The sequence below is a fragment of the Agrobacterium sp. ST15.13.015 genome (assembly GCF_027871645.1).
In the GTDB taxonomy this organism is placed as follows: domain Bacteria; phylum Pseudomonadota; class Alphaproteobacteria; order Rhizobiales; family Rhizobiaceae; genus Agrobacterium; species Agrobacterium leguminum.
In genome coordinates, this window is the sequence record NZ_JAQAHF010000010.1 from 142,037 (window position 1) to 167,001 (window position 24,965).

A 24,965-nucleotide genomic window follows, 5' to 3' on the forward strand; every position below is an offset into this window, starting at 1 on the left:
CCCCTCACTCAAGAGTGGCTGCGCGTGGAATGGCTTATAGGATACAGGATCCAGCCGTCTATTTGCCATGTCAGTACCTGTCTGCGATGGAAGTTGCACCCTTGAGGCCGGTCAATGCGGCATCAACCATGGCGGACCGCTTTGCGCGCGACGCTCTCTTTCGATACTCAGCCTCGCGCTCCTGCAAGCGCCCGACACGTGTCTGCTCAGTTCCCACATCTGAGGTGACGGCGAGATCGGTCTGCCGGAAGGCTTCTTTTCGCGCCTGCGTCGGCGTACCGAAGGAAAGATCAACCCCGGATGCCGCATAGGCAACATCCTGCTCTCCGATACTCTCCATCATCTGCTGCTTGATCGCTGTACGACGGTTGATGCCCTGCAGCGTCTCCAAAGGCACCTCGCGGGCGGCATCATCAGCTGCTGCATTTAATGCCGCAGCATCCGCCTTTCCCGCACTGATGGATTGAACGACACCCAGGACAGTCGCGGTCCCCTGCAGTAACGTCGAGAGAGAAAACCCAGCAGCAGCCGGCGCAGCTGCAGCTGCCGTGGTGCCGGCGGCAGCACCCGCTGCAGCAGCACCGCCGCCCCCAAAAATAGACGTCACAAAACTCGCTGCCAATTCCATTACAGTTTCACCCCCGCGATGTAATCCCGCACGCGCAGCCGCCCAGGCCGCACCTGCGTAATGGTCAGTGTCGGATCCATGCAGACACCAATCAGGCCGGCAACGGTCCTATGCCCGGTGAAATTCTGCTTTTTGGCATCAAGGTTGTCGTTCGCGAGCTGCAGCGGCACCTCACGCGCGGCACGCCCATTCGCGCCAATTGCGATGCTGGCCGCATCCTCGAGGTAAAGGCGTGCCGAAACCACCTTGCCAGGACGCCGCACGACGTCGTCGTTTGGAAGCACCCGCACATAGGGCATGCTTTCATAGATTGGCGGCGTCCAGACACCGACGATGGCCGGCCGTCCCGCAACATCGGTCTGAAACGAGCCACTTGAAACAACAAATGGCCCATGAATATCATCGTCGATTTCCGCCCAGACAGTCTTGCCCTCAAACATCGCGAGCCCGGCAACCGCACCGGCAAGATCCGTCGTCGTGGAAACAGTTGTCTGGAAAAGACTATCTTCCTGCTCCACAAGCAATTCGCGGCTGTAGACGCCGTTTCGGTCGACCGTGATCCACACGCGATCGAGACCATCGACAGAGATACCACGCACAAAGCCGTTGCCAGCAACGGGCCATTCACATGCAGCAAGTCGGATGTCCTGGCTGACATTGGCCGCACAGCAGATGAGGCGGCCATCCTCACGCAACAACCAAAGCCGATCGCCGCTCATATTGCCGCTCTTGCGCTGCACTATCATCCGGCCGATGTTCGACACGATATCGTTGTTGAGATCGTTGACGGGAGATGGCTGGAATGCTTCCGATACAGCATCGTAACTGGCAGAATAAAGCCTGCCGCCATCACGCGAAACGAAATATATGGTGCTATCCATCAAGACGGGCTTGCACCCCTTCTTCGTGCCGATCGCAGATGCGCGCACCCAGTTCAATGGCTTCCCGCGCTCGACCGTACGGTTTGAGGCAAAATATTCCGCCCTGTCGGTAAACACGACGAGATAAGTCGCATCCAGCGCATAGAGCGCAGTTTCGGAAACCTCTGTCCGCAATGCCTCAAGGCGGGCAGCATTCTCCGACTGGCTTTCAATATTGAGATCGAAATACTCACCGATGCGCGACATGCCAATCGCGGCCGGCTTTGCCTTCGGTGCAATGTAAATGGACCGATCCTGATAATTGGTCATGCCGGAGAAACCACCGCGAGCAGAGGAAATCAGCGGCTCGCCGGATGTTTCGCCGATGCTGGAATGCGTGGCGAGCGCAGACATTTCTGAGGTGTTCACAATCGATGCATCGAGATCGTATTCGGCACCCTGCAGAATTCCTGAAAAACGGACTTGAATACGACGGAAAGTGGAGGATCCACCGAGATCACTGACAGAAACCCCCGACACAAACCCCGGCAGCGCCGCGATAGCCGCACGCATGCTGTTGGAAAACGCTCCCCAGTCACCAGATCCGGGAGCAGCCCCCATCGAAACAGCTGCCGTGGTTGACCCTTCGACGGTGAGCGAGACGACGACATTGTCGACGCCGGATCCCCAACGGAAGTAAATCTCCCAAACATCATCAGTCTTGGTGTAAGACCCGCCAAGATCGACGTCGGGAATGAATTGAAACGGCCAGGCGGAAACCGTCCATAGCGCATCATTCGTGGTGTTGCGCAGCAAACGGATACCGTCCCATATCGACGGATGAAAAATTCCAACGGTGTTGGCCTCACCGTAAAACTCGATCTCAGGCAATATCTGCGCCGTAATCTGGGGCACAGCGACGGTTGCGACCTTCACCAGATCCTGTCTCCAGATTTCCACTTGCCCAGCCATAAAAAACAGAGTGTAGGAAAGCGACGAGCTCACGGTGAGCGTGGTCTGCACAACCGGCACTGCGGCAGCAAGTCCAGCAAGCCGGGATCCTGGCAACAGCGAAAAACCACTTTGCGGAATAGGCTCGAAACCCAGCATGCGTTTTGCGCCGGAATAATATTGCTTGAGGTTGACCTTCCCGAGAAGGCTTTGTGCAAGCTGCCCCGCATTGGCGGAGCTTTTCAGTTGTCCCGCAACACGCGCCATCAAAACTCTCCGTGCCAGGGAAGCAAGCCACGCCCGCCGGTATGATGAACAGCGGTCAGCGGATCCGACGCCATAAAATCAGCGCCGATCGGCGCGGCCGTTTTGTCCTGCGCCATCAGGCGGCCGAACATGCCGCCCGTCCCTTCACGCGACGGCGTGCCGAATGCCTGGGTGAATTTCTGATCCTGCAGATCTGCATCCTGCCAAACCGGCACTGCAAGATACCCGCCGAGCGCAACAATGAAGGCGGAGCGGAAGGGCGGATCCCAGTAATCAGGATCCACAAGCACCTTGCACTGCGACCAGGTGTCCGGAACATTCGCGAAAAGTAGCCCTTCCTCGAGCGCGAAATTTCGCAACGTGCGTGGATTGCTTCCAGCGCTTTCGAGGTTGAGAAGCGGCGGGCCTAGACGATTACCTGGCAACTCGAAGGCGTAAGCCCAGCCGTTCTCAGGACGGTCAGCAAGACGCCTGTTTTTGAACGTTTTCTTCGAAAAGCTCCAATCATGCATGCCAAAGATGTGGTCAACGGCCATCGGCCAGGTTGCCTCGATCTGCTCGGAGAGCTCAGAGCCATCGTCGACAGAGAACATGCTGCCAGCGCCGATCAACGTCAGCGCCTGGTTGATGATCGTCGTCTTGTTGATTGCCATGACCACCGCCCGAAAAAAAGAAAACCGTGGCCAGAGAATACCGGCCACGGTCCATCGTTGAGTGCGACGCGAATTAAGACGCGGCCAGACCACCATCTACGGCGACGGTGACGTTGCCGGTCGGCGGCACGGCCGTGGTGCGAAGAACCACGCGCGCCGTCGTACCGTTGATATCCGCGACGCAATCGATGATGCTGCCGACTGTCAGATTGTCACGGCTGTCATTGAAGAAACCGGCGGCCTGTACCTCAGCCAGCGTGTGGACGGTGGCATAGTCGAAAAACATGATCTGCCGCTGACCGGGAATGCTGATCGTGGTCCGGCGGCGCAGATCGCGGGGGCGATGAGCCATAGTCGTATCCTTTTCAGTTGAGACAGGAGGGCGAGCCGCCCGCGCGAAACGGGCGGCATGTCACATCAGGTCGGGCGAACCGTATCGTTGATTGCGAGGTAACGCAGACGCTTGACACCTTCCGGGAGGAGGCCGATGGCCGCACCAGAAAGAGCCGTGTCACAGAGGAGCGGCTTGCCGGCCTTGCCGATCCATTCGTTGATGTCCATCTGCTCTTTCGACCAGAAGGTTTCGCAGCCAACGGCGGATTTCGTCCACATGAACGTATCGAGGTAGCCGGCATTCCATTCGTCCTGACCTTCCACCCACTTGGCCGTGCCGTAGTTGAAATGCTCATCAGGCAGCGCCATGATATGGATGCCCTTCCAGGTCTTTTTGTCAACGATACCGGACTGAGCGAAGGGAAGATCCTTATCGCCCTGATAGTCCTTGGAGGAGAATTCCTTGTACCAGCAAAGCTGCTCGAACCACATAAACGGGATCGGGTAGTAAATTTCCTCATCCGAGCCGACGCCACGAACCTGCGCGGCAGCACGGTTGACGAAGGGAAGGTCGATGCGCGCACTGCCGTCGCCGATCGTTTTCGGAACGGTCGGGCCGCCGCCCGGAATGTTGGCATTGCCGACGTTGCAGAAGGCGTCGAGCGCATCGAATTTCAGGTTGTCGCGCTTCATGCGCACCGATTTGGACATCGCGTCGGCAACTTCCGCCTGATAAGACGGAGCCTGGCGCAGCGTGTCCTGGTTGCGAATGGTCGCTTCCGCCGTATAGTCGGAGGCCTGCAAGGAAACGACGTCGATGTCGAGCCCCTGCGGACGTACTTCCTCGATTGCGCCGGAAAGCTTGTACATTTTGATGCGGCCGCCCGCGATCGGGAACTTGACCGTACCGGCGACGTTTTCGCCGGTTTTCATCGTGCCGTCGAGAAATCCACCCTTGGACTTCAGACGGGTTGCAACGTCGTCGCGGATTTTTTCTTTGAACCAAGCTTCAACAGGCATGTGTGACCCTCAAATGGTGTGATGGACGAAATCACCGTGAGGGCCGATTAGCCGGGCACTACTGGGTCCGGTGAAGGATAGCCAGCATGTTCCCCAGGTCGCTCCCGTCCGGTAGCAGGCAAATCATGCCAGCGGGCGGGAGCCGTTCAGTGCGTCAGCCGGGATAAACGCGTTTATAGTCGGCCTGCAGCTGATCGTAAGACGCACGGTCGAAATCTTTGTGGCCAACCGTGTTCTGAGGAAGTCCGCCACGCTTGGCGAGCTCCGCCTTCGGATCAAGTCCGCCGGTCTGGCCGATTTGCATCGCTGGACCGCCGCCCTGCCCGCCGCCGGCTATGCCACGGATCCATTCGAACATGCGGTGTCCTTTGGCACTGTCGCCAAGCATCGCCTTGGCGAATTCGACGTCATCCTTTGCAAGTCCGCCGTTTTCAACACCCTTGGCGGCGACACTGTCAAGGAACGCATAATTTTCATTCATCCGCTTTTCGACAGCCTGGCGCTGTTCCGTCTCCGGCAGGTGCTTCGCAACCTCCGGAACGAGCGCGGCCCGCTCCGCCTTCTCGTCAACGACTGGCTCCATCAGACCCATTTCAGAGGAGACCGAAAGGAACTGCTGAACCATACCCTGATAAACTGGCAGCGGAACCTTGTTTTCGAAGGCGAATTGCTGCATGCGCGCGGTGAGCGGATCGCTTTTCAGTGTTTCCAGATGCGGTTTGATCGCTTCCGGAATGTCGCCGGAAAACTCTGCATAGGCTTCAACGGTTGCCCCAACCTTGTTTGCCGCGTCGCGATCGCGGTAACCGTCAAGAGCCTTTTTCATGTTGTCGATCGTCTCGTTATTGCTCTTGCCAAGCAAATGATCGGCCAACCCGTCCGGCTTGTAGATATCTCCGGCGGGCGGTGACGAAGCACCCGCCGGAGGAGCGGCAGCCGATGGAGGCGGCTGCACGCCCGCGTCGGCGGGAGGAGTTGCCGACGCGGAGGAACCTGCAGGCGGAGCTGCTGCAGCAGCATCACCGCCGCCACCCGAGCCACCGCCTTCTGAATTGAACAGCATCGCGTCAAAGAAATTGACGCCGCCTAAAAATCTAAATTTCATGATCCAGCTCCATTCTGGTTTTGTGATTTTTCGACAAGTTTTCCACCGTGGCCGATCGCGGCCAGGATCGCTTCACCCACACCATTGATGCCCTGCCGCGTTGCGGTGTTGAGCGCGGTTTGCTCAAAGGTCTGGCCGGTTGAGCGCAAAGGCATGCGCAGGGTGATATCCATCATCCATTCGAACATCGCCCGGCCTTCGGCGGTGTGGTAAAGCCCGTACATGAACTTGGCGACGCCCTCATGCGGCTGCAGCGGCGCAGCCTGCATCTGCGGACGGAACAGCGCTTCCAGCCCATCCCAACCACTACCGTCTTCCGTCAGCTGCTCGAGCAAATCCATGGGCTGGGCAGCACGCTCTGGAATAAAAGGCCCAGACATCAAGCAGCCCTCCGCATGTCAGCCACGGCCAGATCCTTGAGCGCACCCGGAGCCTGCTTTGCAACCTCCGCCGCCATCATCGCCTCCATCTGCTGGCGACGCGCATCCTCGATCTTGACGAGAACTTTCTTCTTCTCGGCTTCGTCGGGGATTAGATCCTTGTCGATCTGCAGACCGTCGGCGATCCGCTCCATGACCTTGTCCTGGATGAGATAGAGCTCGCGCTGTTCAGGTCCGGCAAAGGCCATGACCATATCGTGGTAGTTGGCGATCGCTGCGATGCGATCGGCGTTGAGTGCGGCCTGCATCGGCGAACGGACGTTTACCGAAACCAACAGATCATCCACCCGCTGGATGCTGGGCAGCATGCCGAATTCCATCAGGATTTCAGCCGCACGAGGCACAACCACCGGCATGATCTCGCGCACCAGGCGGCCGAAAGCACCGATATGAATGTTCGCCCGCTGCTGCAGGCGACCCGCCATCTCCGATGCCGATCGAGGCGTACCCTCGTAATCCGGTAAGCGCGTATCGAACATGGCTTGCTTGATCTGGCCCTGCAGATCTCCGATCAGCATCTGGGCAACATTCATATTTGCACCTGCAGGATCGAGCCGCTGCACGTCTGGCCCGAGAACGCCGCCGGTCGATTGCATGGCCCAGAACTGACCAGGAGCCATCTGCACCGTATTCGGATTGAACGTCCCGCCGGCGCGATACCCCCAGATACCCAGCATGTTGATAGCCGCGCTTTTCAGGGCCAATTCCTGCGCCTTGTTCAGCGTCTTGATCGTCGGCAGCGCCGTGAGGATGACACCACGTCCATAAGCTTCGCCGGGAACGCGGTAGTAGCGCGGGATAGCAATCGGCTGGGTCCGGTAACGTTCATGCGTCACAAGCCCCAGTGTGTTGTCGATGCGTGCGCCGAAGTGCCAGCCACCGCCTGGGCGGGGATCTGCCCACCAATCCTGGTAAACCGTAAATTCTTCGGATGGCTTGGTTTTCGCCTTCTCCTTGAAATCATCCGGAAAGCGACCTTTCGGCCAGGCGTCAACGATCTGGTCACGCCGCAACCGCTGCCGCCACGAAACCAGATTGACTCGGCCATAAGCATCAGTCGAGATCGCCAACTGGTCAAAGGGTATGCAGGCAAACATGATGGGATTGCTGGGCGTACCCTTGACGGGCAGAAGCGCACCGGTCCCGACCGCCAGATCAATGCACATTTCGTGGATGGCCGTATCCCAATCACCCGCCAGAAAGAACGGGTGAATAAGCTTCGAAACCCGAGATAGCTCCCGATTGAACTGCTTTTTTTCGGCATCCTCGAGCGCCATGGCAGCCAGCGGGCCAGCCTCGAGCTCGAACGTGGATTGCCCGGCCGGGAACAGATCCCGCTGCAGGTTGCCCGCGAAATACATCGCGGACATGGGCGCTGTCATGTCGAAAAGCCGATCAGGCCCACGGGCCTTGCCGTTTGCCCCACCGCTCGGCCGACGCATTGGCACGGCGAAATCGTAGGCTTCCTGATAGATCGGGGTCCAATGAGCACGCGCACCCCAGGTGTTGTCGACACGGGTTTTCAGGGATTGGACGTCAACGTTGAAATCCCCATCCATCAGGCGAGCACCGCGCTCGAGCCGCCCGCATCAGTGCCGCCATCCTCGAACAGACGACGACCGCGAGGCGCTTTGCGGGTCGCGCCTACTGCCTGCTTGTTGCGGTTGGCCTCCGCCAGTTGGCGGTCATTCGCCACACGCTGCAGCTGCTGGCTTTCTTCCTGCTTCTTCGCAGCGTCGGCCGCCTGTTTTTTGCCGCCGCCGCCGAAAAGGTTCTGTACGATGCCGCCCATGATGTTCCCCGTCAAAAATCCAGAGGGTTGCACCTTGGTGACGGAAGCCGACCAGGCGCGCCATGCGCACGCCGCTTTCGTTGTTTTCCGTCACGAAGGTTATGACGGTCCGATTTTGGGCGAAGGCCAACAGCGTCAAATGCGCAAACCGGACGAGCTCACGCATATACGCGCGGGCGTGCGGGCGCAGCGTGAGGCAGAATTCCCATCGCCCCTCATCATCCGGGACGAGATAAGCAACCGCCAACAGCTCGCCATCGATGTGCAGCGCGACACTCTCGCCGTTCGATCGTTGCCAGATCGCAGCCTTACGCGCGAGCGCCCGCCCGCCCGCGCACGCGAGACAGTCGAGCCAGGCGGCGGGGCTACTCACGTTCAGACGTCCCATACGCTGAAATCTCCGGGCCGCTGCAGTTTCGGCTGATTGCGCGCCAAGCGCTGTTCATGCAAGCTGACGACGCCGGCCGGCAGCGCGCTGTTAGCCCCATGGGCAATGACGTTCGCGAGGCCGATATAACCGAGCCGGCGGTATTGCTCGGCGTCGTGAGGGTGCGAGTAAGAATTCTTGACCACAGCCAGCTTGTCGGTACCGCCGATCGTCGCCTGCTTCGTCAGCTTGTAGTGGGCGGCAAATCCGCCCAGGATCATCTTGCAGCGCGGATCGACGAGGTAGCCCGGAACCCGGCCGTCTATCATCGTTGTAAGCCCCATGCGCACCGCGTCCTGGCGCACGCCGGGTTCGTTCGAAGGAGCGGGCATGATGGGGAAGCGAAGCGTTTTCTGCACCGTCATCGCGAAATTCATTTCGTCGTTTTCAGTGTCACCACCGTAGAAAATCGCGGGGTCGCCATAGATCCCGATGATAGGCAGGCCGGGAAACTGGCTCATCAGCAGATCCAGCAACATCAAAGAAAACCGCGTGGGTCCCGTGCCGGGTTCCGTCACCAGCTCGGCAAGCAAACGATCCTGCCCGTTCGCTTGGGGCTGACCGATGGTCGCCGACGGAGATCCGCCGCCATCGATGCCGATTGTGATGCCACGGCCAGGCGTCGGCGCCAGCGGCTGGTCTGCCTTGTGAATTTTTTCGTTGTACTCTGGATAGACCGGCTTTCCGTCCTGGGCGTAACCGGGCAGGCCATGCACCATGCGCCGCGAAAGGTTTTCCGACATGGCGCGCAGATCCATCTCGTAAGCCGATCGCGGGCGGCCGACGCGGTTTTCCGCTCCGTCATCGAGGCCGCCCGGCTGGCGGAAAAAATTATAGGCCGGGTTTTTCTTTTCAGGATCCTCCCAGCCAACCTCCTTCAGCAGCGGATGATCAACGTCCGGCGGGTTCATATCGCCCCAGAACATACGCGGCAGGGTGATTTCGGTGTCGTCGACCGTCATCCCCATCCGCCGCATCGCCTCGCGGCCGTCGCGCGAAACTCGATCAAGTTCGGAAGGCGCGATGTCTTTCACCGGCGGATATCGGCCGGTACGCATGAACAGAGCACCCGGAACTTCCGGGCTCATCATGTCCACTTCGTTTCCCCAGGCCATCGAGACCTCATAGCCTTTGACGAACTGCATCACGTTGCTGTCCGCGATCGCGCCGGTCTCGAGCGTAAATTCGACGATCACCTTATCCGGACCGCGCCAAGCTTCCCAGACCAGATGGTGGCGGACCGGGCGATCCTGCCCGCCCTCATACCCCTTGTCCGGCCGCTGCCAAGGGTGACCGACCGGAAACATTTCGTGCCAGCTCGCCAGCGCCGTTCTGGCGAAGTCTCGATAGGTGTCACGAACGCAGATCAGCTTCACGCGCACACGCCCGTCCCTGCACACGGGCATGTACGAGGCAGCGAGCAACGGCCCCTTGATGCAGCTGGCAACAGTCTTTCCCGAGCCGGCAGGCCCCATAATGATATCAATGGGCCCCTTCGAATGAATGAAAGCCGCGCCCACCGGACCCGGCGGCACATAGCGCGCAACATCGATATTTCCCATGACCCTGAAACCCTTTCAAAACCCAGAGCCCGCGCGCCCGCGCCCGCCCTCGATGAGGAAAGATTAGTTTCCGCCCGCCACCGTTAAGTCGGGCAATGGCCAAAAGGGCCGTGTGTGTGAGGCGGCACACCCATAGGGGGAGCCCCGAAGGGGCTTTTCAAAGTGAAGTCGCGGGCCTTTGCCCGCGTCCGCATGAACCACCCCCACCACGGGCAGGAGGCCAGCCGGTTTCCCGCCCGCGCGAGGCCGGAAACCAAACCTGCCCACTGATTTACCATCAGTTGCGGCATCAATGATTTCAAATGGTTATCTATAGATATGTCGCAAGCCCTCGAAGTCGCACGAACGGACATTGATTTCATTGATCTTTTTCGCTCGGCGCATCTACCCGCGTCAGGTCCAGCGCCGCGCCTGCGGCTGGCCGTTCAGTCGACATTTCGCCGATGAACATGACGCCGAGTTTGGTTTCCTTGACATGGACTTCCTGCGGTCGCTTGGCATGGAAGAACGGCATGAGCTCGGCGTTGGCATCCTCGATCATGTCGTATGCCTTGCTCATCATCTTGAACACCTGGTCGCGGTCGAGCACGCCAGTCCGCACCGCCGCTTCCATCACCTGTTCTGGCGTAGCACCTTCGAAGGTTGGGAGACAGGCCAGCTCGGCGGCAAGCGCCACCGGATTGGAGTTGGCCAGGTCAGCGAGGTTCAAAGCCGGATCGCGATAGCCCATGGATAGCAGGTAGTTCGCCAGATCGGTGGAACGGCGGTTCTGGGAGCCTTTCGGCCTCCCCCTCGCCCGCTTGGCGGCATCCATGATTGACGCGACGTGTTTGACCGGACCGGCGAATAGGCAGTTCTCGCCCTCAGGATCGGCAAGCAAGAGGGATTGCTGCTCGGGTTCCTCGCGCCCGCCCGCGATGGATTGGGCAAGGCCGGCCATGACAGTTTCCGTCATCGCCGCCATCGATCCGACTTTCGCGGCGCGCTCCGGCGAAATTTCCGGCGGCGTGTGTGCCACTTGAAGCCCCTGATTTTGCTCGGTTTCGTCGCTCACCAGATATTTCCCTATTTGTTTATTCCGGTTACCGGCGGCGGCTTTCGCCAACCGGTGGCAACCGATTTTCCAACCGCATTTCTGCAAGAAAAACAGGAACATATACCTACCGGTTACCCGGTTACCATCAAATCACCATCTACGCGTATGCACGCGCGCGCGTAAAAGGGTGCAATATATGGGTAACTCGCCAACCGACATTACAAGCCTCTGATTTTATTGATTTATCGCGGTTACTCTGCCGCCAACCGAATGGTAACCGCTGGTAACCACCCGCACCCGGCAGGGCAGACAGGCCCCGCAACGTTCACGCTATGACGCATTCCCCCGTGTTAAGTGCCAGCGCCGGGATTTTCCCCGGCATATCGTAGTGAGCGGCCACAAGGCCGGAGCGAAGCGGAGGCCTAGGCCGTGAACAGGCTGCAACGGCAGGCGCTGGCACCGTCCGCGCCTCACTTGCTCCAAGCTTTCGTAGCGATTGGCCCCGGCATTTCTTCTCTCGTGTCGCCTCTCTCCAATCGCCGTTCAATGCGGCGGCGCGGACACCGCTTTTGAAGTCACGGGGCGGGGGTAAGAGAGTTAAATGCGAGGGGCAAAGGGCGGGGGAAAATGACGCAATAAGGACAGGGTGTGGGCTGACGAAAGTGAATTGATGTTCTCATTCTGTTCTGGTAATTCAGTCGCCCATGGTTGAGACGATCGGAGAAGCATTCAACGCGGATTGGCAGCTGTTCGCACGCTGTGTGGACGGCCGCGTGGATCTCGGCCACGCGGCGCTCAAATGCGAATGGCGCTATGATCTGGACATGATGACGCTGGTTGCGACACGCGGCCGGGATTTCCCGCTGGCAAGCATCGCCGGCAGGCTGCGATGTCCGCGATGCGGCAACCGGCGGATCAGCGTCACGTTCGTTCTCCCGGGCAACAGGAAGGCCGAGCGGCCGCAACGGCCGATATCACGCTGGTAGAAACAGAAAGGCCCGCCGGATCGCTCCAGCGGGCTGATTGACGGCGGCGGCGCTGACTAACGCTAGTCCTCGGCCGCGTAGTATGCCGGCCTGCGCTCGAGCTCGGCCTGTATAAATGTGTCCGCAAACAGAGGGTATTTCTTCCGCATTCGGTGCTGCAGGTTCCGTATGCGCGCTTTTGATTTCGCTTCACGGCTCCAGCGCCGGATTGGCTGCTGCGTTACCAATTCCCATCCGATGCTGTAGCCGCCGCCAGGAACCCACAGGGCCATGATTTCAGGCGGGCATCGCTCACCTCGAGGGACGAGCATGGCTTTGAGCACACGAGGGCCAGGCGGCGGGATATCTGGACGCCGCCAGGCCAAAGAATAGCGAACGAGTTCAACGGTCACCCAGCAGCCTCCATGCGCTCGTCATAACCAGCCAGGTCGACGAGCGTAACCGTCTTGGCCACACGGTTGATCTTCACGGTTTTGTCCGCCTTCGAAAGCTCACGCGGCACGATCGTCTGCGGTGCCTGTTTCAGCGCCAGCGTCCAGCCACCGTGGTTAAACTCACCGTCGGCGAACACCCGGTTTAGATTGTCATCGTTGTGAGGGATCGCCAGTGCATATCCCCTGCAGGGCTTGTTCTTGTCGCGCAGGCCGAGCCCGATCAGCGCCAGGCGGGCGCGGGCTTCATCAATGTTCATGTCACTGCGCTGATCGTTTTCCAGCGCCTCGATGATGCCGCCAACGGTCTGCCGCTCGCCGGCCTTGTAGGCGTCTACCTTCGCGCCCATGATCTTTTCGATGACTTCCTGCCATTTCGGCACCTGCTCCGCTCTGTCGGCCGACGTCGCGGCCTCAATGGTTTCCACGAGCATATCGAGATCCAGACGAACGCCATCGGCGGTGGGATCCTGATGCATGCCAGCGTCAACAAGCCCCTGCTCTCCCACAAGGAGCTCCGCGCACGCCAATACTGTGCCATAGGTGTCGATCGCGCGCGGATCCAACGCCAGGCGCTGGTCAGAAAGGATCTGCCGCCACTTCGGCAGAATGTGCCAATAGAAGTCATGAAAGCCGTCCATGATCTGCCGGAGTATCATGCGGCCCCACTCCTCCTTGATCAGCGGCTGCGTTGCGTTGGCGTCTTTATCCAGGGCATTGAGGTTCAGAATTATCATGCGGGTGCGGTCCTGGACGCCAAGGTGTGGATGCAGGATCGCCGAAAATATGAAGCTCGAGCGCAATTCAAACTCGGTACCGTCGCCGTTCGCACCGCCGCGATATCCCTTAGCACCGGAATATGACTGGCGGGCAAGCTCGATGATGGCCTGCTCTTTCTGGCCCTGCGCCTTGCGCTCGAATTCGTCGACGGCAACCGGTCGGCTGTCCTGCCTGATATTCTGGTAGATGCCGGCGGCCGTCGTGTTGGCCGTGGAATAAAGCGCGGATCCGAAAAGCGCCCGAAGGATCCCGTGCAGGGTCGATTTACCCGTGCCGGCACCACCCATGGTGAACATGATCGGGCGAACGTCAAGCGCGCCAGAAAGGAAAGCCGAGCCGATCCAGCCCAGAAAAAAAATCGGATCGATGTAGGGCCGCTCCCATTTCCAGCTTTTCAGATCCTGCAGGATGATATGCGCCGGGCTGTCGTTGACGCCGATCGGCGTCTGCCACGGGTGTACGGTATCGTTGTCCTGGGCGTAAAAGAACCCGTCGTAATCGCCGGGCTTGGCCGCCTGCAGCTGCCAGTCGGTCGCTCGGTTATTTTTGTCGGTTTTAATGTCGACAGAAAACAGGTGCTTGCCGCTATGCCAGATGAATTTATCCTGCGCCTTCCAGCCGCCACGGCCGCGCACATTGTTCTGCGGATCGAACAGGCCTTTGCGGCCGGCCTCGCCAATGATCGCCGTCCAGGCCTGGTCACGCTGCACGCGCTCGACCTTCGGCGGAACATAACCTTCACTTCCGGGCTCGCCCTTGGCTTTCGACCAGGCCGGCCATGCCCAGAATACGTAATTCACGAATGGGGAAAAGATCCGGAGCAACGTCGGCAGATCATGCCGGGTGATCTCCTCGAGCTCGCCGATCGCGTTGATGACATAGATCGTCTCCCCCTTCTTGCCCAGAACAGTAATCGGGCAATCGGGTGGCATGTTGTGGTGAGGTGCGCCTTCCCACTGGCCGGCTTTGATGCCATTGCGCAGCAGATTGGCGTCCGGATCGACCAACTCTTTCTTTTCGTCCAGCACCTGCTGCGCGTCCAGGAACTGCGCGCGAATGCCTTGGATACCACCCTGAATTTTCGGTTTTCTTGCCATAACTGCCCGCATGAATGAGAGGAAGTCGCCGCACCTGGTCGCAGGCGCGGCGGGTATTGCTTTTGGCCGGTCAGGCCGTCAGGTGCTTCACGGCCCACATGACCGCTTCTTCCACCTTGGTCTTGGCAAGCGAGATCTCGCGGCTGTTGCCGAGCCCGGCGATGCGATCATGAAAGGCAAGGCCCATATCCTTGATTTCACCCATCTTCCTTTTCTTCGGGAGACAGAACGCGGTACGCATGGCGCATCGTGTTGTTTACGGTGCGGTCATCGCTGGCGCTGTCAACGGTGGTATTCATGGCATTCTCCTCGTGGTTTGGCCCGGCACCATTGCCGGGCCCGTTGGTAAGCTGGATTAAAATGTGTCCATGGTGCCGCTGACGGTCTCCATGGTCGTGTCCTCGATCGGTAGGGGCTTTGGCTCCGGCTTCTCGGCCGCCAGTTCCTCGAGGCGCTTCTTTTCAGCCGCGGCGAAGTCGTCGAGATCAAGCAAGGTCGCGACGAATGTCCGGAGGGCAATGCGTTCCTGCTCGCTCAGATCTGCAGACTGACGATGCTTGAGGATGACGAGCTGCTGGACGAGAATTTCCGGCGTGGCGCGACGGCCGATCCTGCGGACGTACTCGGCGAGGTCGCGGCCCATGGTCGGAGACAGTGGGAATTCCGGCTGTCCATCGGCGCATGTTTCCGGGTGGGTATGGGTGAAGAACGCATCCCATGCACCATCCCAGGCGAACTCGGCCGAGAGCATCGCGGATCCCGCCAGGTTGTCCATGATCGCCATCTCCGCGCCGATCGTCGCCGCAGGCATCCCGGGAACATCATCCGAATAGAGGAAGGTGCAGATTGGCCCGTCGTGGGGCTTCCCGGTCTCAAGATCGACGACCGAAGTTCCTGCCAGGCACTCGGCATGGCAAGTTCCCTCCGTAACATCGGTGGCGCAAACATCATCCGGCTTGAAAGGAACGTCACAGATCGGGCAGCAATCAATCTCCGGAGGCGCTTCGTTGCTGGCCGGGCTGCCGTCCGGATCCGACGCCGGCGTGGCCCCTGCTCTTTCCCGGGCATACTCGAGGGCGTTGAAAAGGTCGTGGACGATCTCGGCCGGATCATCCATCGGGGCCCAATCCTTGAACGGGCCGTCGAGCTTCCGGATATCGTCGATCGCCTCCATGACGTTGGAGCCGATCCGCGCCATGTCGATGAGATTTTCGGCCGTATCGCAGCCGGCGAGCTCGAGCGCGGCTTTCAGATCTGGCGAAATATCAGGCCCAGCAATACCCGATCCATCGCCGTCTGCAGCTGCTGCGACTTGATCACCATTTCCTTGTGGACTTCCTCCTGCATCTCCTGTTCCGTCCGCGGTGGAAGGATCTCCCCCTCCAACACTTCCGGCCTGGTCGCCGCCCTGTCGGGAAACGGAGCCGTTCTTTCCGTCATCCGTTGCACCATCAGCGCTTGCGTCGCCGTCATTTTCGATTGATCCGGAACCGGATCCAGCGCCGATATCGCCCGAAACGATTTCGCCGGCGGGATCGGCTGCTTTGGTGTCAGCGCCTGGTGTTGCGCCTTCGCCGGCTTCCAGCCCCGGTAGCTCTTGCCGCCCGCCATCGCTCAGCCCCTTGCCGTCTGCAGCGCCGTCGACGCCATTAGATCCATCCACGATCGACGCGGTGTCCAAGGGAGCGCCGTCAGCTGATCGAGGTGCGCCTGCAGCATCGATCTCAGGCGCATTTCCGCTTGCTGCCGACGTTGGTTTGTTTCGTGTGGTGCTTCCATTGGTCTGTCCTTTACGTTTCGACATGCTCTTTCTCCTTGTGGTTACTCCATGCCCAGTGCGGCCATGTAGGTCTGCAAAATCGTCTCCTCCTCGATGCGCTGGTTGGCATCTTTGGCGCGAAGACGGACGATGGTTTTGATTGCTTTTTTGTTGTAGCCGCGCCCGTGGGCCTCGTTGAGAACATCAGCCTTGTCGGCATTGATGGCCTTGCCCTCCTCCTCAAGACGCTCGAAGCGCTCGATGAACTGGCGCAGCTCGGCGGCCGCGACGGTCTCGGAAGTTTCGATGTTGTGGCCGATCTCGCTCAAGATTTGGCCTCCGCACGATCGAGGCGCTCGATTTCAGCGATAAGGAGCGCGGCGGCGCGCACGAGATCTGAGCGCCGGTCTTTCGGCTTCCACCAGGCGCGTGTCCACGGCCAGATGCTCGGGACGTGATTGCGCTCCTCCTCGAGTATGCGAACATCGTGGACCATCGCCGCGCGCTGGGCGTAGGCAACGGCCGCTTTGCTCAACTCGAAATTCGTGTGGCCGTCGTCATGCACATTGCCCCAGCCTTCCGCCTCGATCTGCCGGCGACGTTCGGCCGTGACATCGAGGGCGGCTTGCGAGAACCAGCTGTGTTCTGCGGCGGCTGCAGGCGCGGGATCCGTGTCGCCGCCATAAATAACCGGGTCATAGGTCGTAGCGAAGATATCCGGCTTGCACGGGTAGAACTCGCCCGCAACGCCGCAAATGATCCAGTCGCCATAGTCGGCAGCCATGTCACCTTCGAGCGTTTTGATAACGAGGCCCGTCACCGCCCGCATTGGTGGCTTTGTTGCATGGCGAACCTCGTAACCGCTTCCGGCAATCCAGTTGGCCACGTCCTGGTGATTTTCCATCAGCAGCTGCCGCGCCTTGATCACGACAGGCTTTTTTCTGAACTCGTTACTCATCATCTTCCCCTTTCATCAGGTCGTTGAAATCTTTGCCCAGGTGGCTGGTCATCTCGGTCAGCGGCTTTTCCGCGCGCGAAAGCTCCTCCATCACCCGTTCGAATTGCTTGACGGCCGTTTTCTTTTCCCAGTCATTGTCGCGAGCAACGATGATGGAGCCGACGCACGGCAACCACACTGGCGCCGAGGCCATGGCGCCGAGCGACCCGGCCGCCCACACACGGGCTTCGGGAATGGCCAGCGCCAGCGAAAGACCGTCTTCGACGCCTTCGCAGAGGATGAGCGGATAAGGCCGCGTTGCCGTTTCCGGCGGTTCGCCCTCCGGACCGTGACTGATCCGGATCATCGCGCCGCGCGCCTCGCCAAACATAATCTTGGCGGTTTCATCGCCGGTCACCGGCAGCTTTTGCGGGCCGAGCGGCGAAAGGAATGTCATGTGCACGGCCGAGATCTGGCCCGTGGGCATGCGCATGGCCGAAAGCACGGCCGGAAACTTCGGGCCGTCCTGCACCTTGATGCGCCGGCCGTTTTCATGACGGAATTGTGCCCGCTTCCAGTATTCCTGGGCGGCCGCGAAACGGAATGTCTGCATATCGCGGTTGGGGATCTCGTCGATCGGGCAACCGCGTGCGGCGAAGTATGCCCGGGCGTGCGCTTCTGCCGTCGATCGCGCGCCGTCCTGGTAACCGCTGTTCCAGACCTGCTCTGCCCGGCCCATGCGTTTCAGCCGATCGGCTTCCGCCCGGGCTTCCGCCTTGCGGCGCTCATCATCGGCCCTACGCTTCATGTCCTGACGCTGCTCGGCCGTCATCGAGCGCAAACCGAGAAAATCGCGCGACCAATCCATGGCCGCGCGGAAATCACCGCCGGTCAGATATTGCACCAGGCCGAGCACGTCGCCCTTTTCGCCGGTGCGGTAATCCTTCCAGGCGCCGGGATCTCGATCGAGCGCGACCTTGAGCTCCGGCGTCTGGTGAAAATCATTCTCGATCGGATTGTGAGACACCCACAGCCGCCCCTGCCTCTTGCCGGTGGGCAGCAGGCGCTGGCAGACGCTTTCGATGCGGTCTTTCAATGCCTGTTTGATTTCGGAGGTATCGGAACGGTTCATGGGTCGCCACTCACCGCTTTTCGCCGATGGAAATCGTGTTCGTCTGCAGACCCTTATTGTAGATCTCGACAAGCGCCTTGCTCAGCGCCAGGCCGGCGTCACTTCCGGAGAGCCGCCGGATCGCCTCAGCATCGCTGGAAAGGATCTGGCGGTTTTTCCCGCGCAGCTTCATCACCATGCGCTCGTCGTTGATCGTGGCTTTGTTGTTCCGATACAGGCGGGCAATGGCCTGGATGACGACGCCATTCAGCGCGCCGGTATCATTCGGCCAGGCCGCGACGATCGCCCTGCAGGCGGAAATCACGGCGGCATCGCCATAAGACTTGATCGCCCGGCTAACCGCTGTCACGGCGTGCGTTCTGTTGGCGGCCGGCTTCAAGCCGTGTGCCTGGACAACTTCGCAGCCGGCCTCCTCGAGGACGGAGCAAACAGCCATCATGTCGGCGTCGCCGGCCTCGATGCCTGCCCAGTATTTCTCCACGGTGGAAACGTTGGTACGGTTGACGTTGACGCCCAGGAATGCGCCAGCCTCCTCGCGTGCGCCGTCGATCTGAACCACGGCGGCCGGGATCTCGGTTACACCAGGATGGGCTCGGGCGGCCGCAACGCGGTGCTGACCGTCAAAAACGGTGAAGGTGCCGTCTTCTTGCTCGGCGAGCATGACCGGCTGGAAGTGGGCCCAGTTGAACTCCCTGAGGATCTGCGCAACGCGGCCGGGCCGGATCTCGCGCTGGTAGTTATGATCGACACGGATCTTATCCATGGCGATCCATTTCAATTCCGGCTTCTGGCCGAGATCCTGCGATACGTCAGTCATGCTTCACCTCCATTGTGAGCTGGTAGCCTTTGAAGCGCTCGGAACTGATGCTGATGCCAAGCGGCACGAGCTTTCTCCGGAGCTTTGAAATGTGGCTTTCAACGACGGCTTCGTTGTCCGGCTCGTCATCGCGCCGGTAAATTTCCTCAAAGAGCTGGCCCCGCGTCACGACACGGTTCCGGCGCTCGAGGAGGTATTCGAAGATCTGCATTTCCCGGCGCGGCAACACGGCGAAACGTCCGCCGGCAACAACTAGGCCGCTATCGGGATCGAAGCTGAAATGATCGGGCTTGAGGCGCGCGCCACAGGTCGGGCAGCTGCAAAATTGGTCCGTCACGCCAGCTCCTCCTCTTTCGGGAGATCCACCAGCAGATCGCGGAATACATCGAGGCGGCTTTCATCCAGCGGCCGGAAGCGAAAATCACCGAAAGCCGGTTCATCTTGGCCGCCGTCAAGCATCCGGATGATGGGATTTCGGATCTCCGCTAGCCGCACATTTAAGTGAGTGCAGCAACCGCATTTCACGACCTCTCGCAGCGTATAAACCGTGCCTTTAGTCGGCAACGTGATCCCCAAGCGCGTGGAAACGGCAGGAGCATCTGCCCCGAAATCATCATTCACGCACACCACGCGCATGCCCGGTTTGAATTCCCAGCTCATGACTGAAACGCCTCCTCAACATAGGCCAGCGCCGCCTCGATCTCCGGCCGCTCGCGTTCGTCGCCGAGCTCTTTCAGCAAAAGCGAAACGGTGGCCTTGCTCACGCCAAGGGCGCGGGCCATGTCCGCCTGCGGGATATCGAGGTAGGTTACGGTGATGTAGATCGCGAGCCGGCGCAGCCTGGTTGCCCGCATCCATTGTTCGTCGGCCGTCGCGCGCCTGGAAGGATCGGCGGCGAGGATGAAACCCGGCTGCACATTGGCCTTGTGCGCCACCAGCGCCACAGCCAGGCGATAAGACCGGATGGCAGAGGAACGCTCCGGAAACCGCAGTTCCAGATCCCTGCCCTTCGCCTCGAGATCCCGCTGGCGTTTCAGCTGCGCGATCGCCAGGCGCACGCGGTTGACAGTGCGCGGCGTGAGCGGCCGGAGCCCGGCCCGGATATTGTACAGATACCGCGATGCGACGCCGGCGGCGCGCAATACCTCGCACTCGACGAGCCCCGCGGATTTGATCGCCAGATCTATTTCGGCGACAGAATTCATTATCAGCCCCTGCAAGCAAAGGCCGGACGCAATACAAACCGGCGTGAACATTTCAGACGAGCGCCACCAGTTCGGGCGGCTTGCTGGTCGCGGTTTTCTGGGCCTCGCGGTGTTCCGCGAGACCGGACAAGGTCAATTCGCCGCCTTTCGACGGCGCGATGTAGATGGAAACGAAGCCGTCACGGCGCATGTAGAAGCAGAATTGCGCCCCGGGCCATTCGCGCCGCTTCGCCTCTGCAGCGAGATCCTCGATCAGCTGCAGATGAAAGGCGCGGTTCTCGGCAAACTCCGCCGGCGGCTTGCCGCCCAGGCAGACCATGGTGTCAGTCAGCCCCAGTTCGTCGGCGTTTTCGTCCAGCTGCTGGATCCAGTCTTCGGCGAGGATCATGGCGCCACCGGCAGGTTCTTGCGCCACTCGAAAAAGCTGAGCTCGCCACGCACCGGAATAAACTCGATCGGCCGCGCGTTGCGTATGACGAAGCCATATTTACCGACAAACCATTTGCTTTCGCTGGATCGCACGCAATCGACGATCTCGGCGACACCGACGATGCCGCTGGTTTGATACCGATCGGGAATGTCTGGAAACTCGTATTCAGTACCTGTCACCGGATGATCGCCGACGGCGAGATCATAGGCAGCGTCACCATCGATTTTCTTGCCGGCATGGATAGCCACCAGCCCGCGAAACGTCGTCGACCATTTGCGGTTCTCAATATCCTTGTGGCCGTTGACGATCAGCCAGGCCCATGGCTGCATGATCGACAGTGCCATTTGCGGAAGCTCAGTCATCAGACGCCTCACTTTCCCGCACACCACGAAGGTCAACGAGTTTTCCGGCATCAGTGATGCGAAGGCGGCGATTGTTCAGATAGCGCTCGACCAGTCCGTCGTTTTCGAGCTTTGACCAGGTGCTGCGCATTACAGGCGCTCTTTCGCCTGCAGCGGTCAGCACCTGGTTGCGATCGAAAACGCCATCACCGTTCCGGTTCCTCAACCACAACAGGGCGGATAACATCGCGGGCGTGGCTTTTCTCATTGCCGCGTCTCCGGATCCTGAATTTCCTCGAGCACCGCGCGCTTTTCGCTGATGAGCTCGGCAAGCGCATTGTCGAGCTTCTTTATGGTTCTCTCCGAGAGAGTACGGCGACCGCTTTTCCGGGCCGTGTAGGTCGTCTCGTGAACACCAGCGCGCTCACAGAGCGTCTTCTGATCTATGCCCGCTGCGGCCCGTCTCGCTTCAATGTCGGAAAACATGCAAATCACCTTGTCAACTGATTTGCTTAATGTGATAAGCGAAATTGCTTATTCCGCAAGGTGTTTTTTAGTGACTGCGTTAGCACCACACAGGATTAGTTTTGCGCGCATGGCACTTGATCAGCGCGAAACAAAAGAATGGCTTAAAGCGATTGCACGACATTTAAACCTGTCGCCGTCGCAGCTCGCCCTGAATTCAGGCATGGCCGCGTCAACGATAACTCGCTTTATCAATGACAACAGCAACTCGGTCGGCATCACCCAGACGTCACTCGAAAAGGTCGCCAGCTACTCCGGCTTCCGCCCGCACCAGATGCCGGGCCGCGCAAGATCCGGAACCGCAGAGCCTGACACAATCCCTCTCAAGCAAGATAATACCGAATGGCCGAAGTGGGTTATTGCGGCCGTCGATGCAGCCAAGGCTGGCAAGAACGGCATAGAGGCGTGGGTTATGAAGGGTGCCGCCCTAGACGGTATCGGCGTTATGCCCGGCGATATAGCCATAATTGACCAGAATGCTCGCGCAAGCAGTGGCGACGTGGTGCTGGCACAGATTTTGGATCTGGCAAGCGGCAGCGCCGAGATGGTAATGCGGCTGTATCAGGCACCATTTATCACGACACACAGCATGCGGCTTGGCCCAGGGCGGCCCGAGCACGTCGATGAAGACCGCATATCAATTCTCGGCGTCCGCGTCGGGCTGATCCGCTGGGAACACTAAGCGTCGCATTTAGGATAGCAGGTCTTAAATTAAGGAGCGCTCCAAGTCGTTAAACTTAGGAGCGCTCCTTTTTCATGCTTACGACTTATCGTCCATTAAATTTAGGAGCGCTCCAAATCGCTAAATTTAGGAGCGCTCCTAAAATCGCAGCAGCGTCAAAACCGCTTAAGCAGATTTGCATATGCGCTTGCTCAAATAAGCATTTTCGCTTATTGATTTGCAGCATTGCAATTCAGCAATGGGGAGACGCGAAACATGCTCCAGAATTCAAACGACCGCTTCATGCAGGCGGAAGAAGTGGCCGAAGCGCTCGGCCTGGAAAGAGCAACCTTTCTGCGCAAGCGCAACGGCCTCATCATCGAGCACGGCATGCCGGCACCTTTGCCCGGGCAGAAGAAACTGCGCTGGCATCGGGAAGGCATGGAAAAATGGCTTCGCCAGTACGGCGAGATCAAGGCCCACGCAATGCGCACCGCCGGATCCCTTGTCCGGATCCACGTAGACCGCGCCCAGCTCACAGCCACCTATGCGGCGGGAGCAGCGGCATGAGCAAGATGGAGTTCCTGAAAAACGGCATGAGCTTCGAGGAGGCGCTATTCAGCGACGATCCTTTCAAGCAGTGCCTGGCACGCTTCGCCGCCAGCGATTTCGCCGAGCGGATGGGCGACTTCATCAATTCCGAACTGCAGCGCGGCACGGAGATTGCCACGCTGATGATCGCCATGGCGCGGTTCCATATCTCGGTCCACGCATCCGTGGCCGCCCAGACGATGCCGATCAAGGCCATCGAGATGACCGCCCGCATGTATCAGGAGATGGTGGGCGAAAATTACCTTGTCCACGTCAAGCAGATACAGCAGCAGCTGGCGGAGGGGGAACCGGCATGACAATGACGCCCCTCACCGAAAACCCGGCCGTGCTGGATCCTCGCAAGAACCTCGAGCGGGCAGAAAAAGATGCCCTCGCCTCGATCGACTTTTTCCGCCAGCAGCGCATCGTCGATGGTCGCCTGCAGGTCGGCAACAAGCGCTTCAATCTGGCCACCATCAAGCGCCTCGAGGAAAAGCAGCTCGTGCGCGGCCGCGTGCCGAACATATCCCTCACCACTGGCGGCGGTCTCGCCCTGCAGAAGCTTCGAGGTGACGCATGAACCAGAAGATGCAACTGAGCGACTGGAAAGTCGACAACTCTGCCGGGCGTCCCATCCTGACTTACAAGGGTTGCAGCGTTATCGAGGCCGAGGATGCGGAATTTGCTCTTAGCGCAATCCACCGCGCTCTTGAGGCTACTCCAGCACAGAACGTGCGCGATCTCATCGTTGAGGTTCTTCGCGACCATCACGAGGTCAAACGCATCGGCGCACTGGCAGACAGGCTGGAAGCCGCGCTGTCTCCTGCGAAGCCAGAGCCTTCTATACCCTACGCGATTTCGAAGTTGATCGCCATAGAAGTCGATATAGAGCCACGGGAACCCGCAACGCAGGTGGAATGCAGGTACGATCTCGACAAGCTCGAATTCCATCTGCAGACGCTCATTAAGGCCTACCCGACCTTTGCTAATTTGGCACCTTACAACAACGATCTGCGTATGCGGTTCGTTTCAGAACTCACCAAAGTAGCCTGCGGCCGCATTCCGCTCACCGAGATCGAGGCGCTTGTAGACCGGAAGCTGACGGCCGTGAAAGGTGGTGAAGCATGAACGGTGCGGACAAACAGGAAATGAAGCCCGCGACGTCGACGGAGCCATTGGGCATCCGGCTTGCCGCCCGCATCTGCGGACTGGACCGGCCGCCACCACGCGCCAGCGTGACGAGCTTTGCAATCTCGGTCGGCGTGAACCCCAACAATCTGCGCGTCACGCAGACGGATGACGGCTTCGGCATCTTCCCCGACAAGGCGGCAGCTGCAAAGCGTCTTCTGGCAATGGTGGATGACCGTATGGAGGAGCTGCGCAAATCTGCCGCGCACGCCCGCCGCATTCTTCGAGCGGAGAAGAAGAAAGGCGGTGACGCATGAGCGATATGAAAACCTTCGCCAGCCGGGTAGCCGCCTCTGCCAACCGCGCCGAGCATCTTCGGAAGGCAATCGAGTGGCTGGAGCCGGCCAGCCGCGACACCATACTGCACGAGCCGAACGTCAGCGTAATCCAAACATGGGCAAACGGCATGGGCGGCTATTACCAAGCGATGGAACTCCTTTCTGCCGAAATGAGCGACATCGCAGAAGACGTTGCCAAAGCGGCGCTCGTCAAGGCGAAAAAGGAACTTGCTGAGATCGAGGACATCTTCGCCCGCTTCATCGAGCAGGAGAACGCACCATGAGCGCAGACAGAACCATCCACGAGCTCGAGCGCCTAGGCAGCGTCCAGGACGCGCTGATGAAGCGCCTCGAGGACGAGTTGCGCGAAATGCGCGCCGCCAGGGCCGAGATCGACGCCTACCTGCAGGGCGCGATCGCAGCAAAGGCGTCGCGGACAATCATGCTCATCGAAGCCCGTCGCGCTCTAGAGGACGCCGATAGCGGCTGCCCGGTATTCAACCTGGCACGCTTTCGCCGCCCCACACTGAGGACCGTACAATGACGATCGCGCAGTGGTCCATGTCGATCGCGCCGGTGCTCATCGCACAGACGCTTACCTTTATCGCAATCTGGCGCGCCACGCGCCGGAAGCAATCACCGCCAGCTTCCCCCGCAGCGGGCGGTGATGCGGGGCCGGTACCAATGGCGGACCACCGGCCCCGCTAACTCTCCAGTGGCTCCAGTCTCCCGG

At 59.8% G+C, this 24,965-nt stretch carries 35 protein-coding genes; 10 read left to right on the forward strand and 25 right to left on the reverse strand.

From position 1 onward, the window contains the following. Positions 1-70: 70 nt before the first annotated feature. From PIB16_RS16910 to PIB16_RS16950, 9 genes are all read right to left on the reverse strand, one after another. Positions 71-628 (reverse strand): hypothetical protein, encoded by a 558-nt coding sequence (locus PIB16_RS16910; protein WP_271045984.1) that lies wholly within the window; start codon positions 626-628, stop codon positions 71-73. After that, complete coding sequence (locus PIB16_RS16915; protein WP_271045985.1) at positions 628-2,706, reverse strand: hypothetical protein; 2,079 nt, start codon at positions 2,704-2,706, stop codon at positions 628-630. Before PIB16_RS16915 ends, PIB16_RS16910 begins: the two co-directional genes overlap by 1 nt. Beyond that, positions 2,706-3,359 carry a hypothetical protein gene (locus tag PIB16_RS16920; RefSeq protein WP_271045986.1) on the reverse strand — a complete coding sequence of 218 codons (654 nt, stop codon included), beginning with the start codon at positions 3,357-3,359 and terminating at the stop codon, positions 2,706-2,708. The genes PIB16_RS16915 and PIB16_RS16920 overlap by 1 nt, the downstream gene beginning before the upstream one ends. A gap of 73 nt (positions 3,360-3,432) precedes the next feature. After that, complete coding sequence (locus PIB16_RS16925; RefSeq protein WP_269313745.1) at positions 3,433-3,711, reverse strand: hypothetical protein; 279 nt, start codon at positions 3,709-3,711, stop codon at positions 3,433-3,435. Between the two features lie 65 nt (positions 3,712-3,776). Next, positions 3,777-4,712 (reverse strand): phage capsid protein, encoded by a 936-nt coding sequence (locus tag PIB16_RS16930; protein WP_271045987.1) that lies wholly within the window; start codon positions 4,710-4,712, stop codon positions 3,777-3,779. 154 nt (positions 4,713-4,866) lie between these two features. After that, the gene (locus tag PIB16_RS16935; protein WP_271045988.1) at positions 4,867-5,817 is read right to left on the reverse strand and encodes a hypothetical protein; all 951 of its coding nucleotides are present in this window, start codon (positions 5,815-5,817) and stop codon (positions 4,867-4,869) included. Next, positions 5,814-6,197: a hypothetical protein gene (locus tag PIB16_RS16940; RefSeq protein WP_271045989.1), complete on the reverse strand. Its 384-nt coding sequence runs from the start codon at positions 6,195-6,197 to the stop codon at positions 5,814-5,816. Before PIB16_RS16940 ends, PIB16_RS16935 begins: the two co-directional genes overlap by 4 nt. Next, a complete protein-coding gene (locus tag PIB16_RS16945; protein ID WP_271045990.1) occupies positions 6,197-7,816 on the reverse strand; it encodes a portal protein in 1,620 nt (539 codons plus the stop codon). The genes PIB16_RS16940 and PIB16_RS16945 overlap by 1 nt, the downstream gene beginning before the upstream one ends. After that, positions 7,816-8,049, reverse strand: coding sequence for a hypothetical protein (locus PIB16_RS16950; RefSeq protein WP_271045991.1), 234 nt, complete (start codon positions 8,047-8,049; stop codon positions 7,816-7,818). Before PIB16_RS16950 ends, PIB16_RS16945 begins: the two co-directional genes overlap by 1 nt. Here PIB16_RS16950 and PIB16_RS16955 point away from each other — a divergent pair. Then, complete coding sequence (locus PIB16_RS16955; protein WP_271045992.1) at positions 8,048-8,473, forward strand: hypothetical protein; 426 nt, start codon at positions 8,048-8,050, stop codon at positions 8,471-8,473. The genes PIB16_RS16950 and PIB16_RS16955 overlap by 2 nt on opposite strands. Here PIB16_RS16955 and PIB16_RS16960 read toward each other — a convergent pair. Both PIB16_RS16960 and PIB16_RS16965 read right to left on the reverse strand, forming a co-directional pair. Next, a complete protein-coding gene (locus PIB16_RS16960) occupies positions 8,425-10,038 on the reverse strand; it encodes a hypothetical protein (RefSeq protein ID WP_271045993.1) in 1,614 nt (537 codons plus the stop codon). The genes PIB16_RS16955 and PIB16_RS16960 overlap by 49 nt on opposite strands. Positions 10,039-10,396: 358 nt before the next feature. Beyond that, a complete protein-coding gene (locus PIB16_RS16965) occupies positions 10,397-11,194 on the reverse strand; it encodes a hypothetical protein (protein WP_271045994.1) in 798 nt (265 codons plus the stop codon). 584 nt (positions 11,195-11,778) lie between these two features. Here PIB16_RS16965 and PIB16_RS16970 point away from each other — a divergent pair. Beyond that, the gene (locus PIB16_RS16970; RefSeq protein WP_271045995.1) at positions 11,779-12,060 is read left to right on the forward strand and encodes a hypothetical protein; all 282 of its coding nucleotides are present in this window, start codon (positions 11,779-11,781) and stop codon (positions 12,058-12,060) included. Positions 12,061-12,448: 388 nt separating this feature from the next. Here PIB16_RS16970 and PIB16_RS16975 read toward each other — a convergent pair whose 3' ends face one another. From PIB16_RS16975 to PIB16_RS17040, 14 genes are all read right to left on the reverse strand, one after another. Next, positions 12,449-14,368 carry a hypothetical protein gene (locus PIB16_RS16975; protein WP_271045996.1) on the reverse strand — a complete coding sequence of 640 codons (1,920 nt, stop codon included), beginning with the start codon at positions 14,366-14,368 and terminating at the stop codon, positions 12,449-12,451. 70 nt (positions 14,369-14,438) lie between these two features. Then, positions 14,439-14,573: an Acb2/Tad1 domain-containing protein gene (locus PIB16_RS16980; protein WP_271045997.1), complete on the reverse strand. Its 135-nt coding sequence runs from the start codon at positions 14,571-14,573 to the stop codon at positions 14,439-14,441. 150 nt (positions 14,574-14,723) lie between these two features. After that, positions 14,724-16,172, reverse strand: a complete 1,449-nt coding sequence (locus PIB16_RS16985) for a hypothetical protein (RefSeq protein ID WP_271045998.1) — start codon at positions 16,170-16,172, stop codon at positions 14,724-14,726. A gap of 17 nt (positions 16,173-16,189) precedes the next feature. Beyond that, a complete protein-coding gene (locus tag PIB16_RS16990; protein ID WP_271046036.1) occupies positions 16,190-16,447 on the reverse strand; it encodes a DUF2312 domain-containing protein in 258 nt (85 codons plus the stop codon). Between the two features lie 5 nt (positions 16,448-16,452). Continuing rightward, positions 16,453-17,085 carry a hypothetical protein gene (locus PIB16_RS16995; RefSeq protein ID WP_271045999.1) on the reverse strand — a complete coding sequence of 211 codons (633 nt, stop codon included), beginning with the start codon at positions 17,083-17,085 and terminating at the stop codon, positions 16,453-16,455. After that, on the reverse strand, positions 17,078-18,196 hold the full coding sequence (locus tag PIB16_RS17000; protein WP_271046000.1) for a toprim domain-containing protein: 1,119 nt from the start codon (positions 18,194-18,196) through the stop codon (positions 17,078-17,080). Before PIB16_RS17000 ends, PIB16_RS16995 begins: the two co-directional genes overlap by 8 nt. Positions 18,197-18,206: 10 nt before the next feature. Beyond that, the gene (locus tag PIB16_RS17005; RefSeq protein ID WP_271046001.1) at positions 18,207-19,013 is read right to left on the reverse strand and encodes a DUF6551 family protein; all 807 of its coding nucleotides are present in this window, start codon (positions 19,011-19,013) and stop codon (positions 18,207-18,209) included. Then, a complete protein-coding gene (locus PIB16_RS17010; protein WP_271046002.1) occupies positions 19,006-19,350 on the reverse strand; it encodes a winged helix-turn-helix domain-containing protein in 345 nt (114 codons plus the stop codon). Before PIB16_RS17010 ends, PIB16_RS17005 begins: the two co-directional genes overlap by 8 nt. After that, positions 19,347-19,673, reverse strand: a complete 327-nt coding sequence (locus PIB16_RS17015) for a hypothetical protein (protein WP_271046003.1) — start codon at positions 19,671-19,673, stop codon at positions 19,347-19,349. Before PIB16_RS17015 ends, PIB16_RS17010 begins: the two co-directional genes overlap by 4 nt. After that, on the reverse strand, positions 19,670-20,218 hold the full coding sequence (locus tag PIB16_RS17020) for a hypothetical protein (RefSeq protein WP_271046004.1): 549 nt from the start codon (positions 20,216-20,218) through the stop codon (positions 19,670-19,672). Before PIB16_RS17020 ends, PIB16_RS17015 begins: the two co-directional genes overlap by 4 nt. A gap of 52 nt (positions 20,219-20,270) precedes the next feature. Continuing rightward, positions 20,271-20,606 carry a hypothetical protein gene (locus PIB16_RS17025; protein WP_137410573.1) on the reverse strand — a complete coding sequence of 112 codons (336 nt, stop codon included), beginning with the start codon at positions 20,604-20,606 and terminating at the stop codon, positions 20,271-20,273. Further along, on the reverse strand, positions 20,603-20,992 hold the full coding sequence (locus PIB16_RS17030) for an ASCH domain-containing protein (RefSeq protein WP_271046005.1): 390 nt from the start codon (positions 20,990-20,992) through the stop codon (positions 20,603-20,605). Before PIB16_RS17030 ends, PIB16_RS17025 begins: the two co-directional genes overlap by 4 nt. A gap of 10 nt (positions 20,993-21,002) precedes the next feature. Next, complete coding sequence (locus PIB16_RS17035) at positions 21,003-21,257, reverse strand: hypothetical protein (protein WP_271046006.1); 255 nt, start codon at positions 21,255-21,257, stop codon at positions 21,003-21,005. Next, positions 21,254-21,475, reverse strand: coding sequence for a helix-turn-helix domain-containing protein (locus PIB16_RS17040; RefSeq protein WP_271046007.1), 222 nt, complete (start codon positions 21,473-21,475; stop codon positions 21,254-21,256). Before PIB16_RS17040 ends, PIB16_RS17035 begins: the two co-directional genes overlap by 4 nt. Before the next feature lie 109 nt (positions 21,476-21,584). Here PIB16_RS17040 and PIB16_RS17045 point away from each other — a divergent pair, with 109 nt between their 5' ends. From PIB16_RS17045 to PIB16_RS17080, 8 genes are all read left to right on the forward strand, one after another. Next, the gene (locus PIB16_RS17045) at positions 21,585-22,196 is read left to right on the forward strand and encodes a LexA family protein (RefSeq protein ID WP_271046008.1); all 612 of its coding nucleotides are present in this window, start codon (positions 21,585-21,587) and stop codon (positions 22,194-22,196) included. A 255-nt stretch (positions 22,197-22,451) separates the two neighbouring features. Beyond that, positions 22,452-22,745 (forward strand): hypothetical protein, encoded by a 294-nt coding sequence (locus PIB16_RS17050; RefSeq protein ID WP_271046009.1) that lies wholly within the window; start codon positions 22,452-22,454, stop codon positions 22,743-22,745. Further along, positions 22,742-23,083, forward strand: coding sequence for a hypothetical protein (locus PIB16_RS17055; RefSeq protein WP_271046010.1), 342 nt, complete (start codon positions 22,742-22,744; stop codon positions 23,081-23,083). The genes PIB16_RS17050 and PIB16_RS17055 overlap by 4 nt, the downstream gene beginning before the upstream one ends. Continuing rightward, positions 23,080-23,346 carry a hypothetical protein gene (locus tag PIB16_RS17060; RefSeq protein WP_271046011.1) on the forward strand — a complete coding sequence of 89 codons (267 nt, stop codon included), beginning with the start codon at positions 23,080-23,082 and terminating at the stop codon, positions 23,344-23,346. The genes PIB16_RS17055 and PIB16_RS17060 overlap by 4 nt, the downstream gene beginning before the upstream one ends. After that, positions 23,343-23,894: a hypothetical protein gene (locus tag PIB16_RS17065; protein ID WP_271046012.1), complete on the forward strand. Its 552-nt coding sequence runs from the start codon at positions 23,343-23,345 to the stop codon at positions 23,892-23,894. Before PIB16_RS17060 ends, PIB16_RS17065 begins: the two co-directional genes overlap by 4 nt. Further along, the gene (locus PIB16_RS17070) at positions 23,891-24,211 is read left to right on the forward strand and encodes a hypothetical protein (RefSeq protein WP_271046013.1); all 321 of its coding nucleotides are present in this window, start codon (positions 23,891-23,893) and stop codon (positions 24,209-24,211) included. The genes PIB16_RS17065 and PIB16_RS17070 overlap by 4 nt, the downstream gene beginning before the upstream one ends. Further along, on the forward strand, positions 24,208-24,516 hold the full coding sequence (locus PIB16_RS17075) for a hypothetical protein (RefSeq protein WP_271046014.1): 309 nt from the start codon (positions 24,208-24,210) through the stop codon (positions 24,514-24,516). Before PIB16_RS17070 ends, PIB16_RS17075 begins: the two co-directional genes overlap by 4 nt. Further along, entirely contained in the window at positions 24,513-24,776 is a 264-nt protein-coding gene (locus PIB16_RS17080; RefSeq protein WP_271046015.1) for a hypothetical protein, read from the forward strand. The genes PIB16_RS17075 and PIB16_RS17080 overlap by 4 nt, the downstream gene beginning before the upstream one ends. The last annotated feature ends 189 nt before the right edge of the window (positions 24,777-24,965 follow it).